The organism is Thermanaerovibrio acidaminovorans DSM 6589, assembly GCF_000024905.1.
GTDB classification, from domain to species: Bacteria; Synergistota; Synergistia; order Synergistales; family Synergistaceae; genus Thermanaerovibrio; species Thermanaerovibrio acidaminovorans.
This window is the reverse complement of record NC_013522.1, coordinates 114,192-129,307: the sequence shown is the minus strand read 5'-3', so window position 1 is coordinate 129,307 and position 15,116 is coordinate 114,192. Positions and strand designations below refer to the sequence as shown.

The window sequence follows — 15,116 nt, the reverse complement described above, 5'->3', positions numbered from 1 at the left end:
GGGAGCTCTGCCCCAGAAAGCTCAAGGGGGGGTCACGACAGGAGGGGGGAGGCAAGACCCCCCTCCCCCCTCCTGCATCTGGTGAGCTCCGCTACTTTATCTTGAAGTACTTCTCCGGCACCTTGACGGAGGTCATCCCCAGGTAGCCCTTGCCGAACACGTAGGTGTCCTGGTAGACCAGCACGTGGTTCTTCTTCTTGACGCCGGTGCCCATGTCCACGTAGTAGCTGCCGTTCCACTGGGCGCCGGGGGTGTACTTGGCGTAGCAGGCCATGAGGGCCTTGAAGTCGCTGAGTTTTGCCTTCTTCTCCACGATCCGCTTGCCGAACTCGCCCAGGGCGGCGGTGGTGGCGTAGCCGTAGCTGTAGGCCCAGGTGCCCATGCGGCCCTTGCCGCCCGCCTTGATGACCGCCGCCTCAACCTTCTTGAGGATGGCGGGCCAGTTGCCCTTCTCCTTGGAGAGGTCTATGCCGAAGGCACCGGGGTAGCCCATGAGGGGACTGGGCAGGTCCGCCTCAACGAAGTAACCCCCGTAGGCGGCCACCTGCTTCAGCAGCGGCTCCGTCTGGGCGTCGTTGGTGCAGAAGAAGGCGGCGTTCTTGCCGTACTTCTTGACCCAGGCGGGCACCTTCTCCAGGATGAACTGCTGGGCCCCCGCCACCCCCACGTCGCTGGTGGGGTCCGGGGCGGTCTCGAAGGCGAACTTGAGCCCCAGGTCCTTGCAGGCCGCCTCCATTATGTTGCGGCGCCGGGAGAGGAGCTCGTAGCTCATGTGCCGGGGGAAGGAGATGTGGACGAAGGCGTTGGCCCCCATCTTCTTGGCGGCGGCGATGATCAGGTAGCCCCGGGCCACGTTGTCCGCGTTGATCGCCAGGTCCGCGGCGGACTCGATGACCCCCGGATCCTCATGGGGCTCACCGGCGAAGCAGAGGATGTCCGGCCGCTTCTCCTTGACCCGCCGGAACGCCTCGGTGGTGCCCGGGATCGCCTGGTTGACCACGATGACCTTCATGAGGGGATCGTCTGCCAGGCCGACTATCTGGGAGATGGTGGTCTCCATCTCGGACATGAAGTTGTCCGGATAGGTGAGATGCTTGATCATGCCCCCCTTGGCCACGTCCCCATACTCCTTGATGAGCCGCTCGGCACCCCTCAGGTCGTCCTCCGACTGGGAGACCGTGCCGGTCACCACTCCGATGTGGAACTTGGCCGCCCCGAAGGCCGGAAGGGCCAAGAGGGCCCCGAGGGCCGCCACCGCGAGAGCCACAAGAAGCCGCTTTCGCATTGAACTACCTCCCCTTTCCAAAAATGGTTAACTCCCTGGGCTAAAGCTATCACCATGCACGCAGCAAGTCAACCGCCGCACCGTAGATCTGAAGGATTCAACCCGCAACGGGCCCCGACTAATGACCTGTTCACAAGGCCATCCGCCGGGACCCGCTTGAGATCAAGCTATATGCAGGTCGCGGAATCTTCGCACTACTTCTTGATCTTGAAGTACTTCTCCGGCACCTTCACGGAGGTGACGTTCATGAAGCCCCGGCCGAAGACGTAGGTGTCCTGGTAGACCAGCACGAAGTTCTTCATCTTGACGCCGGTGTTAACGTCCCGGTAGAGCTGGCCGTTCCACTTGGCGCCCGGGGTGTAGCGGTCGTAGCACTTCCACAGGTCCTCCAGGTTGCCCAGCTTTGCCTTCTTCTCCACGATCCGCTTGCCGTACTCCGCCAGGGCGCAGACGGTGCTCCAGCCGTAGCTGTAGGCCCAGGTGCCCATGCGGCCCTTGCCGCCCGCCTTGATGACCGCCGCCTCAACCTTCTTGAGGATGGCGGGCCAGTTGCCCTTCTCCTTGGAGAGGTCTATGCCGAAGGCACCGGGGTAGCCCATGATGGGGCTGGGCAGGTCGGGCTCCACGAAGATGGCCCCGTAGGCGGCCACCTGCTTCAGCAGCGGCTCCGTCTGGGCGTCGTTGGTGCAGAAGAAGGCGGTGTCCTTGCCGTACTTCTTGACCCAGGCGGGCACCTTCTCCAGGATGAACTGCTGGGCCCCCGCCACCCCCACGTCGCTGGTGGGGTCCGGGGCGGTCTCGAAGGCGAACTTGAGCCCCAGGTCCTTGCAGGCCGCCTCCATTATGGCCCTCCGGCGGGAGAGGAGCTCGTAGCTCATGTGCCGGGGGAAGGAGATGTGGACGAAGGTCTTGGCCCCCAGCTGCTTGGCGGTGTGGATTATGAGATACCCCCGGGCTATGTTGTCCACCCCGATGGCGAAGTCCGCCACGGAGGAGATCACCCCCGGGTCCTCCTGGGGCTCTCCCGCCAGGCAGAGGATGTCCGGCCGCTTCTCCTTGATGCGGCGGAACGCCTCGGTGGTGCCCGGGATGGCATCGTCAACCACCACCACCTTCATGAGGGGATCGTCCGCAAAGCTGGCGATCTGGGAGATGGTGGTCTCCATCTCGGACATGAAGTTGTCCGGGAGAGTTATGTGCTTTATCATGCCCCCCTTGGCCACGTCCCCGTACTCCTGGATCATTCGCTCCGCCCCCCTCAGGGTGTCCTCCGCCTGGGACACCGTCAGGGTGGCGATGCCGATGTGAAACTTGGGAGCCCCCAGGGCACAGGACGCACCCCAGAGCACCAACAGCGCCGAAAGAGCCAGCCAGCCGAGCCTCCTCAACCTCAATACCCCCTTCTGAATGATCGTTTAAGACGCTGACGAGGCTAAAATATATTTGACTCCCCCGCCTGTCAAGGGGGCTGATATATCTGAAATGTTTCTAATCGAGCCCCTAGTCAGCAAAGGTGAGGGGCTTCTTCCCCCATCGCTAGGGGGTAAAGGGGTAAAAAAATGGGCGGCGCCAGGCCGCCCGGGTGTGAGGTCAGGCTATCGGGTGCCCAGGAACTTAAGGCACTCGGCCATAAAGAGGGGGAGGTCGTCGGGCCTTCGGCTGGAGACCATGTTCCGGTCCACTACCACCGGCTCGTCGGTCCAGAGGGCCCCGGCGTGCACCAGGTCGTCCTTTATGCCCGGGGTGGAGGTGAGGCGGAAGCCGGATACCACCTCGGCGGAGGCGCAGATCCAGCCCCCATGGCAGATGTGGGCCACCAGCTTGCCGGAGGCCATGAAGTTCCTCACCAGCTCAAGCACCTTGGGGATCCGGCGGAGTTTGTCCGGGGCGAAGCCCCCGGGGATGACGATCCCCATGAAGTCCTGGTCCTTGAGGTCGTAGACCGACGCGTCGCTCCTACAGGGGTAGCCGTGCTTGCCCGAGTAGACCTTCCTGGCCTCGGGGCCCGCCACCACTGGCTGGTACCCCGCCTCCTCCAGCCGATACTTGGGGTACCAGAGCTCCATCTCCTCGTAGAGGTCCTCCACCAGCAACATCACCTTCTTGTGGTCCATCCCATCTCCTCCCTTCTAAGGTCCCGATCAGCTCCCTGGACGGAGCACCGCCCGGTGCTTCCGGACGAAGTCCATGGGCAGGTAGGACATCTTGGCATCCCTGAGACCCGGGTCACCCATGTCCTCCTCCCGGTTCAGGAACTTGAAGCCCAGGTTGTGGAGGGCGAACTCCCGGTTTATCACCTGGTAGACGCTCCCGTAAGCGGGGTCCCCCTTCTCGAAGTGAACGAATAGGGTATCACCCCGGCCCTCCCCGATTGCGTAGGCCACCACGGAGCCTCCCACCTCCACGTATCCCCCCACTAGGCCCCTCAGGGCCTGGTAGTTATCCAGGACTCGCATGATCGCCCGGTTCTCCCCCTCCAGCACGAAGGACCCACTGCAGTCCCGGGCGGCGCACCACCGGCGCTGGAAGTCCATGATGCGTTCCAGGTCGCCGGAGGTCATCTCCACGTACCGGTAGCCGAACTGCCTGGCGAACCGGTTAACGTGGTTTCGCTTCCTCATGTAGCGGTTCCCCTTGAGGTGCGCCAGGTCCTCGGTGAGATGCAGGTACTCGAAGGCATCCCTGTCCTCCTCCAGAAGGATCCGCCCACCGAGTTGTCGCCCCCACTCCAGCGCCAGCTCCTCAGGCACGGACAGCACCTCCGCCCCGAGTGGCAGGTGTAGGGCCAGCTCCCGCTCCCAGTCCCGGCCTTGCCAGTCCCCCACCGGGGCCAGATATACGGGCCTGGGCCTCTCCTGCCTTATCCAGCAGAGGCCATCGTGGAACATAAGCCTATACTCCAGTGCCTGGTCCCAGCCGAAGAGGACGGGGAAACAGTGGTCCGCGGTAACGGAGCCCGTTAGGTCCAGCAGGGCCAGGTAGTCGTCCTGCATTGACAGAGATATCCTATTATATTCCAAGACCCACACCGTCCTTTGTGTTGATTATCCCACATCCCCGCCCCTCCGCCAACGCCCCTTACAAATCCAAGGTGCGCCGCCGGAACCCGGGCGAAACTCCACAAAAATCAACCGGAAACGCCCCATTGGGGTAAAAGTAGCGTGTTGACAGACAATAAACCCAGGCGTATCATTTGTTCACGAAAAAGAGAGACCCGCCGGATCACGGCCAGTGAAAGAAAATCAAGGAGGTGTATTGAGAAATGATCTTCGATCCCAACTACATAATAAAGATGGAAATGGTTCTCGCCGGAAATGCTAAGATTGAGAGCGATATCTACGATCTGATCCGCAGGGTGGCCATGTAGACCACCGGGGGATCAAATCCCCTCTTCTCCACTCCCCTCTCTCATCCAGGGCGGCCCCAAAGAAACGGGCCGCCCTGTTTTGTTTATATGTCCCCCCCGCCGGGGTCTGGTAAAATCTACCCTGTGGAAGAAAAGATACTTAAACCAAAACGGAGGGATCGGCCCCATGAGACAGGACCAGCAAAGGACGGAGGAGCCCCCACTGGAGAACCCCCCCCCAAAGGAGCCCAGGACCGTCTCAAAGGGGACCCTGGGGCTCATAGGCCTCGTGATGCTCATGGCCTTCTTGGGCGGCGGGTGGTGGCACTACAGGACCAAGGTGCTCCCCGAGAGGCTCTTCATGGAGGCGGAGGACCTCTATCGGGCGGGCCGGTACGCGGAGGCCCTCCCGGTCTATCAGCGGGTGTACCAGCTGAGGCCCGTGAGGAAGGACGTGGTGCTCCGGATCGCCCTCTGCCAGGAGAGGCTGGGGCGCCTCAACGACGCCATGGACAGCTTCGACCTCCAGTCCCGACTGGACCCCAAGGACCCGCGTCCCCTGCTGGGCAAGGGCCGGATCCTGCTAAGCCTGGGCCGCCCCGAGGAGGCCTTAGGCCCCCTCAAGAGGGCCCAGAAGCTCTCCAGCTCCTCCCCCTACTCCAACCGCCTCCTGGCGGAGGCGTACCGCCGGGTGGGAAGCCACGATATGGCCATCAAGCACCTCAAGCTGTCCGCCGAGCGGGATAGGGACCCGGAGCGGGTCCTCATGGACGCCAAGGACCTCTTCCAGCTCAAGGACTTCGAGGGGGCCCGGTGGGCCTTCGAGCGCACCCTGGAGCTCTCGCCGGATCATCGGGGGGCCCGGCACGGGCTGGACGCGGCCAACGCCATGCTGGGCATCCCTAACGACCGGAACCTTCTGGTGGTGCCCGGCAGGTCCCTGGGGCCAGTGGAGATCGGAATGAGCCGGGACCAGGTGCTGGAGACCCTGGGGGAGCCCAACGGATCCGACGGGCTGGACGTGTCCGGCAGGGCGTACGAGGTCTGGACCTACAACTCGGTCACCCTCAAGGACCAGCCGGGGGTCAAATACCCGGGGCTTAGAATACTGTTCGACCCGACGGGGACGGTGGTCCAGGTGGAGAGCTCCTCTGACCGCTACAAGACCTACGACGGGATCGGCACCATGAGTTTCATGAAGGATCGGTTCAAGGACAGGTTCGAGATCTGGCAGGAGAACACCCATGACCACCTGGGCTACCGCTACTGCCTCAAGGGTGGAGGCCTCACCCTCTACGTATCCGACCTGGGGGGCGTCACCGACCAGGGGGAGAGGCGGGCCCTGGTGGTCCACCGGGGGTTCCTGCCGGTGGATGACGTCTCTCCGGACCTGTGGGTCCGGGTGGAACCCAACTAGACGCCGTGACGTGATAACATGAAAGCGCCGATTAAGACCGCGGAGGTGATGAATTTGGATCGCAGGGAGCTGGCGGCCAAGATAGAGCACGCTTTCCTCAAGCCGGATACGGATGTGAACGCCATCCGCCGGGGGATATCCGACTCGGTGGAGGCCGGGCTGGGGGCGGTGGTGCTGCAGCCCTGCCACGTCAAGATGGCGGCCAACGTGACCGACGGGAGCAGGACCAAGGTGGTGGCGGTGGTGGGCTTCCCCCTGGGGAGCACCTACACGGAGGCCAAGGTGCTGGAGACCAGGATGTGCGTGGACGACGGGGCGGACGAGATCGACATGGTGATGAACCTGTCCCTCTTCGCCTCCGGCAGCTACGACCAGGTCCAGCGGGACGTTGAGGCGGTAATATCCTCCGCCCAAGGGCGCCCGGTGAAGGTGATAATCGAGACCGCCCTGTGGGACGAGGGGGCCATAGTGAAGGCCTGTCAGCTGGCCCGGGACTCGGGGGCGTCGTTCGTGAAGACCTCCACCGGGTTCTTCGGCGGCGCGGAGGAGTGGTCCGTACGGCTGATCCGGAAGACCGTTGGCAACCGGCTGGGGGTGAAGGCCTCGGGGGGCATAAGGGACCTGAGCAAGATGCTGGCCATGCTCTCCGCCGGGGCGGACCGGATAGGCACCAGCTCCTCTCTGGAGATCCTGGACCAGTGGGACAAGCGCTTCAGGTAGGTCACCGAAGCCGGGGGGGAGGCGAACCTCCCCCCCGGGCCTCAACCGCCGCAGCGGCAGGGCTCCGCACCGCAGATGACGTTATCCCTTATCCACTCCACCGGCTCCGCCCCCTGGGGCACAACGAACCGGGCGGACCTCTTGGCCAGATCGGAGGCACCGGCAACCGCCACCGAGTTGGGGAAGGAGCTCAGCATGTGGCTGTCGTTGTCCCCGTCCCCCATGACCAGCACCTGGTCCTTCTGGATCCCCAGGAAGTAGATCAGCATCTCCAGGGACCTGCCCTTGTTGACCCCCTTCAGCATCACCTCCAGGAACTGTCCCTTGGAGGTGTAAAAGTCCAGGGACGGGAAACTGGACCTGGCCTCCCGGATCAGCTCCTCCATCCTCTTTGGGTCCTCCTCCACCGCCAGGATCTTTGTGGAGGCGAAGCCTCCCCTGTACAGGTCATCCCCCACCTGGGTGGGCTCCACCCCGGACAGCCGGGCGTAGTACCGGGACGCGGGGGATGTGGCCTCCTCCACCCAGAGCTCCTCCCGGTTGTAGGCCTGCACGTATACCCCCCAGTCCCGGAAGAAACCCAGCACCCGCCTGGTCTCCTCCTCCGGGATCGGATCGTGGTACCACATGACCCCCATGAGGTCCACTATCATGGCCCCGTTGTAGGCCACCAACGGGGCCCCAAGGGGCACCATCTCCCCGTAACGGACCGCGGAGCGGAACATTCGGCCGGTGACGAAGGTTATCCTGATCCCCTCATCCGCCAGCTCCCGGAGCAGCTCCGCCCTCCGGGGGGGTAGGACTCCCCCCTCATCCAGGATGGTGCCGTCCATGTCCAAAGCCAAGAGCCTTATCAACCGCTTCACCTCTGTCTCCAGATCAATTAAAGTTGGCTAATCATATCGCCGCCACATGGGAAGGGTAACCCTCCAGGGGGATTTTTTCAACCCATGGGGTCATATCCACCAGGCCCTGGTCCTTCTCCAAAGGCTTGTCCACCTCCAGATCCACCTGGGTCAGAGACGGCTCCACTCGGAAGCGCCCCACCGCCTCTCCCAGGGCGTACGAGAGGGCCTCCACCTCCCTGGCTCCCAGGGCCACCAGGTTGGCCTCCTCCTCAAGACCCTGCACCTCCATCCTGACCCTTCGGGACTCCAGGAAGGCCTGGCCTGCCATGGCGGACATATCCCGGACGGTGGCGGCCATCTCCTGGCTGTAGGTCGCCTGCCGCTCCGCCACCGACGCCAGCTCCCCGGTGTCGGAGCTCATCTCCTCCAGCAGGCCCATCATGGTATCTATTGCCCCCCGGGCCTGTTCCGCCAGGTCCCTGGAGGCCAGACACCCATGGAGGCTCCCGTTAGCCGCCTCCGCCACGGAGGCCACGTCCCCCTGGATCCCCTGGGCCAGTTGGGCTATGGTCACCGCCGCCCCCCGGGTCTCCTCCGCCAGCTTCCGGACCTCCTCGGCCACCACTGCGAACCCCCTGCCCTGGTCCCCCGCCCGGGCGGCCTCTATGGCGGCGTTCAGCGCCAGCAGGTTGGTCTGATCCGACAGCTCCTCTATCCGGGACACGAAGCCCCGGATATCCGACGCCCTCCTGTCAAGGCCCTCCAACCTCTGGGCGGCCCCCTCCGCGTGGGAAGCCATGCCCTCCAGCCCCTGGGACAGCCGCTGGACCATCTGGGCCCCCAGTAGGCCTGCGGACCGGGCCTCCTGGGACTGCCGGACCATCCGGGCGCAACTATGGGACAGCCGCTGTACCCCCTGGGACAGCTCCTCCACCGATGCGGCCATGCATCGGGAGGACTCCATCAGCTCCTCCAGCCGCTCCGCCAGAGAATCGACCCCCTGGGCCGCCCGGGCGGCCCCCTCGCCGGCCCGCTCGGACAAGGACGTGAACTCACAGGACCGGTCCAGCAGCTCCCGGGCACAACGCCGAACCTCCAGGATCGAATCCCTCACCTGCTCCACCGCATTGGCCACCCCCCGGGCAAGACGGGACAGTTCGGGCACCGGTGAGTCCACCAGGGAGTCACCGGAAGGGGCAACGTCTCCACGGGAGAGTCGATCCATGGCGTCCATCACCCCGCCGAGGGGCTTGGATATGGAGTTGGATAGGGACAACCCCAGCACAAGGAGTCCCCAGAATGCGCCGGCGGCGATCAGAGCCACCAGGAGGGACCAGCGGTAGGCCCGGCGGGCCACCCGGGACGATATGCCCCCCGCCAGCTCCGATCTGTGATCCCCAAGCACCTCCAGCCCCTTCAGCACCTTGGACATGGCGGGCAGCTCCTCCTCCTTGAAATTCACCAGCGCCTCATCCCGCCTCCCCTCCTTCGCCAGTTTCAAAGTCATGCCTCTGACCGAGTCCCACTCCTTCATGGCGTCAGCGAGAGCTTCCAGCCGCTCCGCCTCGAAGGAATCCAGCGGAGCCCCCTTGAACCTATCTATCAGCTCCCGGCACTGGGAGCTCCACTGCTCCACTTCCCACTCGGCTATATCAGCGGTTACCGCGTCCTTCTCCTTGGTCCTATCCAGGAAGATCAGATCGTAGACGTTGCCCTTCGCCTTGGCGAGATTTGCCTCCATTCGCGTAAGCTCCCGGACCGAATCCAGGCATCGGGATCTCATTGCCTCCATGGAGGATAGAACCCCCCGGGTGGACAGACAGCCCAAGGATCCCACCGCAATAAGTGCCCCAAGGGAGGCCCCAAGGAGAAAAAGAACTCTGCCCCTAACTCCTAAGGATCGAAAAAAGATCATCCTGGATCCCTCCGTTCTTCATGTCTCACCCGGGATATATAGCCCATAAGCATTTAGATTTCCCTAAGGGGACGTTAGAGATCCGCAACAGTCCAGGGCCCCGGGTGACCCCGGGGCCCTGGACCTTCGAAGGAGGAAGGAACGGACAACCGACCGTAGCGCGTCAAATTTTGGTTTTCGGTTCTCGACCCATCTATATGTCTAGCACGCCTCCCGGTGGACCCGGACGGAGTGCATCAGGTCCCGGTGGGGCACATGGGGATCGCAGGGGATTCCCTCCAAGGGTCTCTCGTCGAAGAGGGCCACGAAGAGCTCCGCCAGCATGGGGTCGAACTGGTCCCCCCGGTGGTGCCATATCTCCCCCAGGGCCTGGGAGACCCCCATGGCCCTCCGGTATGGCCGGTGGGAGGTCATGGCGTCGAAGGAGTCCGCCAGGGCTATGATCCTGGAGAGGAGGGGGATCCGGTTCCCCGACAGGCCGTCCGGGTATCCCCGGCCGTCGAACCTCTCGTGGTGGTGCCGCACCGCCTCCACCACCTCCGGGTCGAACCCCTCGGAGGAGAGGATCTCCGCCGAGTGGACCGGGTGACGCTGGATCATGGCCTTTTCGTGATCGTTCAGGACGCCCCCCTTGAGCAGAACCCCCTCGGGGACCTTCACCTTCCCCACGTCGTGGAGGAGCGCCGCAGTGGAGAGGGTCTCCAGCCGGGGTCCCTCGAGGCCTGCGGCCCTGCCGATCCGGACGGCGATCCCCATGACCCGGATGGAGTGGAGCCGAGTGTTCCCATCCAGGAGCCACATCACCGGGTATCGCCGGAAGGGGTCGGACTGCCGCCAGGCCCCCCAGGGGGACTGGTCCAGCTCCGGGGTCGAGGTCTGAAGGTTCATGGACCTTGTCCCCCCCTTAAAGACCCATGACCAGGGCCAGCCGGTAGGTCAGGAGGGCCGCCAGGTACCCCACCGAGGTGCTGTAGACCGCACCGAACAGGGCCCACTTGAGGCTGCCGCTCTCCTTGTACAGGGTCCCCATGGCGGCCACGCATGGCACGTATAGGAGGGTCATCACCATGAAGGCCAGGGCGCTGGCGGGGCTGAAGAGGCCCCCCAGGACGGAGGAGAGTCCCTCCTCCCCCACTCCCAGCACGGTGCCCAAGGCGCCTATCACCACCTCCTTGGCCAGGAACCCGAACACCAGGGAGACCCCCGCCTGCCAGAAGCCGAAGCCCAGGGGCTCCAGGAGGGGGGCTATGGCGGAGCCCAAGCGGCCGATGAGACTCTCCTCCGAGGCGTACTCCACACCCAGGGGCAGGTTCGCCAGGGCCCAGATGAGGATCACCGTGCCCAAGATGAAGGTGCCCGCCTTCCGGACGAAGGCCATGGCCCGCGTGGAGGCGCTCATGATCACCGCCCTAGGCTGGGGCAACCGGTAGGGGGGCAGCTCCATGATGAACTGGGAGGGCTCCCCCTTGAAGATGGTGCCCGAGAAGAGTTTGGCGGACAGGATGGCCACCCCCATGCCCAAGAGGTACATGCCGAACACCACGTTCCCCGCCGCATGGGGGAAGAATGCGCCGGCGAAGAGGACCAGCACCGGCAGCCGGGCGGAGCAGGATATGAACGGTATGGAGAGCAGGGCTATCTTCCGGTCCCTGGGGCTGTCCAGGATCCGGGTGGCCATCATGGCTGGCACGCTACAGCCGAAGCCCAGCAGCATGGGGATGAAGCTCTTGCCGTGGAGGCCCAGGGCCCTCATCACCCGGTCCATCACGAAGGCCCCCCGGGCCATGTAGCCCGAGTCCTCCAAAACCGATATGAGGGCGAAGAGGATGAATATGTGGGGCACGAAGACCAGCACGGACCCGATGCCTCCTATTATCCCGTCGGAGACCAGGGACATGAGGATCTCCGACGCCCCGGCGGATTGGAGTACCCCGCCGGCCCACTCCCCCAGGGAGCCGAAGAGCTCGTCCAGCCGGTCCGCCAGGGGGGTTCCCAGGGCGAAGGTGAGCTTGAACATCCCCCAGGCCACCAGGAGGAACAGGGGCAGCCCAAGGAAGCGGTTGGTGAAGATCCGGTCCAGCCGGTCGTCCAGACTGTCGGAGGCCTTGGCGGAAGGGTCGAAGGTGACGCACCGGGAGGCGATGGAGCTAACCATGGCCCACCGGCGCTCCATCAAGGCGGTCTCCAGGTCCATGCCCATGGCCTCCTCCAGCCGCAGGCTCTCCCGCCTGACCAGCTGGTCCAGTTGCTCCCGGTGGTCCTCCAGCAGGGCCCATATCCGGGGATCCCCCTCGGCGGCCATCACCGCCCCCACCTGGGGGCTCACTGGGAGCTTGTCCGCGTGGGAGGCAAGGAAACCCTCCAGCCTGGCCAGGGAGGTGGACAACTCCGGGCCGTAGTCCACCTGGATCGTCCCTCCGGGCAGGGACTCCTCCTCCAGACACCGGAGCAGATCCTCCACCCCCTGGCCGGTGCGGGCCACGGTGGGCACCACCCGGACCCCCAGGGCCCCCTCCAGGGCCTTAAGGTCCACCCTTATGCCCCGCTTCTCCGCCAGGTCCACCATGTTGAGGGCACAGAGCACCGGCTTGCCCCTCTCCCGAATCTGGAGGGCCAGGTACAGGCTCCTATCCAGGCAGGAGGCGTCCAGCACCAGGATGACCCCCTTCACCTCCTCCTGGGAGATGAACTGGCTGGCGATCTGCTCGTCCACCGACGTGGCCCCCAGGCCGTATATGCCCGGCAGGTCCACCACCACCGCCTCACCCCGGGAGAGCCGGACCCGCCCCTCCTTCCTCTCCACCGTCACCCCCGGCCAGTTTCCAACCTTCTGGCGGGAGCCGGTGAGCACGTTGAAGAGGCTCGTCTTGCCCACGTTGGGGTTGCCCGCCAGGGCCCACACGGCGCTCATATGGTGCACCCCCCGCAGCAGCCGGCGCAACCCCCGCAGGGGGACACCATCTCCACCCGGACCGCCGAGGCCTCCTGACGCCTCAGGCTCACCTCCATGCCCCGGAACCGGACCGACATGGGATCCCCCATGGGAGCTGGGCGCATCACCTCCACCACCGTGCCGGGCACCAGACCCATCTGGAGCACCCGGGTCTTCACGGGCCCCGACTGGGCGAACCCCGACACCCTGCACACGCCCCCCAGGGGCACATCCGAGAGAAGCTTCATTTCCACTCCGATCACCTCTTCTGTTTGATGCATAAAACTTATTGGCGCTTAAAAAAATTCAGGGCCGCCGGTGGGCACAGGGGCTTACCCATATGCAACGGGCCATCTGCCCCCCCAGGGCCAGCCGGCTCCCCCCCACGGACACCACCACCGAGGACTCGTCCCGGCTCACCAGCCTCACCGAGGCCCCCTTCACCAGCCCCATCTCGCCGAGCCGCCGGGCCACGTGCTGGTCCAGCGACACCCTCATGACCGACAACTCCTCCCCCTCCCGGGCGGAAGAAAGCGGACACATGACGACACCTCCCGTCGATCCCTCTCTAGTGGGCGGGGATCCGCCCTAAGCCTCGGTCACCCAGACCCGGGACGCCTCGTCCCGCCTCAACGCCACCACCCGTCCCTGGAGCCTCACCTTGAGCGGGTCCCGATCCCAGGACTCTCCCGCCAGCTCCACCGATGCCCCGGGGATGAACCCCATCTCCATCAGGCGCTTCCTCAATGGCCCCTCGGCGGTGATGCGGACCACCCTGCACGTCCGGGAGCCGGCGAGACACAGGGGATGGGGCAGGGTCCCTGGGTTCGAGAGCCTCTCCTGAAGCTCCCGTGCCCACCCCTCGGAGGCCTTGATCCCCTGGGAGATGAACTCCGACAGGGCGAAGATCCGCCCCTCCAAGTCATCGTCCAGCAGGTGCTCCATCTCGCAGGCGATCCGGCCGGCCCTGTCCTGATCCACCCCCAGCAGCTCCAAGAAGAAGACGAGGTTGTAGTGCCTCCGGTAGATGGAGAGCGCCCTGGCCCTGCCCGCCTCGGTCAGGGCGGGGGTGCCGTACCTCTCATGGGACAGGAGCCCCTCGGAGGACAGCTTCTTAAGCACCGACACCACCGTGCCCTTGGTCACCTCCAGGGCCCTGGCTAGGCCGGTGACCGAGGGGGTGCCCCCCTGGATCTCCTGGAGCAGCATCTCCTCCAGGTAGTCCTCCGAGCGCCTGGACGACATGAGGAACCTCCCGTGTTTTAGCCATCAAACTTCACCCGAAGGGTACACCACCGGGGCCCAAAGGTCAAGGGGGTTTATCTTTTCACCGCCAGGGACGATAATCTCTCAAGAAGACCCAGAGGAGGTGGTGCGAATGGACATGGTATCGGCCCTTCAGGCCCAGCGGGAGGCGGTGACCGGGGTCCAGATCCAGTACGCCACGGCCAACAAGGTCCTAAAGGCCACCGAGGCCCTCCAGGTGGACATGCTGAACAAGCTCCTGGGAAGCATGGGGATAGGCAACAACCTGAACGTGGAGGCCTAGGGTCCAAGCCGCCGGGGGAATCTCCCGGCGGTCCCCTGTCCAGCCATGAGGATCCTTCTGTGTCTTGCCCTGCTGCTTACGTTCTGGTCCCCCTCGCAAGGGGCCCCGCTTCGCATTGAGGACCCGGTCCTCTCCCCCATCGGCTCCCACGGGAAGGCGAGGCTTAGGTCCCTGGTGTCCCCCGGGGATGGGGCCCTCCTGATCCTCTTCTCCCCCGGTTGCAGGTCCTGCCGGGATGGGATCCGGGAGGCCCTGGGGGGGCTCAAGGGGAAGGTTAAGGTGATCCCGGTCTCCACCTCTTACCCTCCCAGGGAGTACCTGGAGGAGCGATGGCGGGAGTGGGGCTTCAAGGTCCAAGGCTACGTGGACCCGGGGGATCGGATCTTCCGGGCCATCCAGGTCCGGGAGGTGCCGGTCTTCGCCTTCGTGCGGGGGGAGGATGGGGCCCTGCTGGTGCTCAAGGTCCTGGACGGGAGGGCCACCTCCGGCCACCTGGCCTCCCAGGCCCGCAGGCTGGGGCTGTTACGGTGACGCTTCCAAGGTTGGCCTTTTTTTGTTAGTCTTGTCGCGCCCTCACAGGAGACCACCGTTAGGAGATGTTGCGGATGGACCAACTGGACTTGAAGCTCCTTCAGGACCTCACCGAGGACGGCAGGATCAGCTACGCGGAGCTGGGGCGCAAGTACGGCCTCACCCGGGTTAGCATCAAGGAACGGATCGACCGGCTCCGACAGGAGGGGGTAATAGAGGCCTTCACGGTCACCATAAACCCCGAGGCAACCGGCAAGCACGTGTCCGCCTTCTTCGAGATCGACGTGGAGCCCTTCCACCTGGACTCGGTGGCCCACGCCCTGGCGGAGAAGGACGAGGTGGAGAACCTCTATCTCATGACCGGCTCCAGCACCCTGCACATGCACGCCCTCCTCCGGGACATGGAGGACCTGGAGCGGTTCGTGCTGGACCACGTCTACTCCCTCAAGGGGATAACCCGGGTCCAGACCCACCTGATCCTAAAGCGATACAAGAGCCGCAGCGGGGGCCTCAGGCTCTAGTTTTGGTCTCCGCCCCCCGGGATCCCCGCCGGGGGGCGGAAAACGACGCCTG

16 protein-coding genes are annotated in these 15,116 nt (G+C 64.7%); 5 read left to right on the top strand and 11 right to left on the bottom strand.

Going from position 1 to position 15,116, the window contains the following annotated elements:
* Positions 1-91: 91 nt before the first annotated feature.
* The 4 genes from TACI_RS00590 to TACI_RS00575 all read right to left on the bottom strand — a co-directional run bounded on the left by TACI_RS00590 (position 92) and on the right by TACI_RS00575 (position 4,314).
* Positions 92-1,285 (bottom strand): DUF3798 domain-containing protein, encoded by a 1,194-nt coding sequence (locus tag TACI_RS00590; protein ID WP_012868876.1) that lies wholly within the window; start codon positions 1,283-1,285, stop codon positions 92-94.
* A gap of 194 nt (positions 1,286-1,479) precedes the next feature.
* Positions 1,480-2,679 (bottom strand): DUF3798 domain-containing protein, encoded by a 1,200-nt coding sequence (locus TACI_RS00585; protein WP_012868875.1) that lies wholly within the window; start codon positions 2,677-2,679, stop codon positions 1,480-1,482.
* A 201-nt stretch (positions 2,680-2,880) separates the two neighbouring features.
* Positions 2,881-3,399, bottom strand: coding sequence for a type 1 glutamine amidotransferase domain-containing protein (locus TACI_RS00580; RefSeq protein WP_012868874.1), 519 nt, complete (start codon positions 3,397-3,399; stop codon positions 2,881-2,883).
* Positions 3,400-3,426: 27 nt separating this feature from the next.
* Positions 3,427-4,314 carry a DUF2156 domain-containing protein gene (locus TACI_RS00575; RefSeq protein ID WP_242601119.1) on the bottom strand — a complete coding sequence of 296 codons (888 nt, stop codon included), beginning with the start codon at positions 4,312-4,314 and terminating at the stop codon, positions 3,427-3,429.
* A gap of 504 nt (positions 4,315-4,818) precedes the next feature.
* Between TACI_RS00575 and TACI_RS00570 the strand changes: the two genes are divergently transcribed.
* Both TACI_RS00570 and deoC read left to right on the top strand, forming a co-directional pair.
* Positions 4,819-6,048, top strand: a complete 1,230-nt coding sequence (locus TACI_RS00570) for a tetratricopeptide repeat protein (protein WP_012868871.1) — start codon at positions 4,819-4,821, stop codon at positions 6,046-6,048.
* A gap of 48 nt (positions 6,049-6,096) precedes the next feature.
* A complete protein-coding gene (gene deoC / locus TACI_RS00565) occupies positions 6,097-6,768 on the top strand; it encodes a deoxyribose-phosphate aldolase (protein ID WP_242601118.1) in 672 nt (223 codons plus the stop codon).
* A gap of 41 nt (positions 6,769-6,809) precedes the next feature.
* Here deoC and TACI_RS00560 read toward each other — a convergent pair whose 3' ends face one another.
* The 7 genes from TACI_RS00560 to TACI_RS00530 all read right to left on the bottom strand — a co-directional run bounded on the left by TACI_RS00560 (position 6,810) and on the right by TACI_RS00530 (position 13,708).
* A complete protein-coding gene (locus TACI_RS00560) occupies positions 6,810-7,634 on the bottom strand; it encodes a Cof-type HAD-IIB family hydrolase (RefSeq protein WP_423218548.1) in 825 nt (274 codons plus the stop codon).
* Positions 7,635-7,665: 31 nt separating this feature from the next.
* The gene (locus TACI_RS00555) at positions 7,666-9,531 is read right to left on the bottom strand and encodes a HAMP domain-containing methyl-accepting chemotaxis protein (protein WP_012868868.1); all 1,866 of its coding nucleotides are present in this window, start codon (positions 9,529-9,531) and stop codon (positions 7,666-7,668) included.
* 201 nt (positions 9,532-9,732) lie between these two features.
* Positions 9,733-10,419, bottom strand: coding sequence for an HD-GYP domain-containing protein (locus tag TACI_RS00550; RefSeq protein WP_012868867.1), 687 nt, complete (start codon positions 10,417-10,419; stop codon positions 9,733-9,735).
* 16 nt (positions 10,420-10,435) lie between these two features.
* Complete coding sequence (gene feoB / locus TACI_RS00545; protein ID WP_012868866.1) at positions 10,436-12,442, bottom strand: ferrous iron transport protein B; 2,007 nt, start codon at positions 12,440-12,442, stop codon at positions 10,436-10,438.
* Complete coding sequence (locus TACI_RS00540; RefSeq protein WP_242601117.1) at positions 12,439-12,726, bottom strand: FeoA family protein; 288 nt, start codon at positions 12,724-12,726, stop codon at positions 12,439-12,441. The genes feoB and TACI_RS00540 overlap by 4 nt, the downstream gene beginning before the upstream one ends.
* A 43-nt stretch (positions 12,727-12,769) precedes the next feature.
* Positions 12,770-13,006, bottom strand: a complete 237-nt coding sequence (locus TACI_RS00535) for a ferrous iron transport protein A (protein ID WP_012868864.1) — start codon at positions 13,004-13,006, stop codon at positions 12,770-12,772.
* A gap of 45 nt (positions 13,007-13,051) precedes the next feature.
* Positions 13,052-13,708, bottom strand: coding sequence for a metal-dependent transcriptional regulator (locus TACI_RS00530; RefSeq protein ID WP_012868863.1), 657 nt, complete (start codon positions 13,706-13,708; stop codon positions 13,052-13,054).
* A gap of 133 nt (positions 13,709-13,841) precedes the next feature.
* On the opposite strand from TACI_RS00530, the gene TACI_RS09130 reads away from it, so the two are divergent.
* The 3 genes from TACI_RS09130 (at position 13,842) to TACI_RS00520 (ending at position 15,064) form a co-directional block, all read left to right on the top strand.
* Complete coding sequence (locus tag TACI_RS09130) at positions 13,842-14,012, top strand: hypothetical protein (RefSeq protein ID WP_012868862.1); 171 nt, start codon at positions 13,842-13,844, stop codon at positions 14,010-14,012.
* Positions 14,013-14,057: 45 nt separating this feature from the next.
* Complete coding sequence (locus TACI_RS00525) at positions 14,058-14,543, top strand: hypothetical protein (RefSeq protein ID WP_012868861.1); 486 nt, start codon at positions 14,058-14,060, stop codon at positions 14,541-14,543.
* A 74-nt stretch (positions 14,544-14,617) separates the two neighbouring features.
* Positions 14,618-15,064: an Lrp/AsnC family transcriptional regulator gene (locus tag TACI_RS00520; RefSeq protein ID WP_012868860.1), complete on the top strand. Its 447-nt coding sequence runs from the start codon at positions 14,618-14,620 to the stop codon at positions 15,062-15,064.
* Positions 15,065-15,116: the final 52 nt, after the last annotated feature.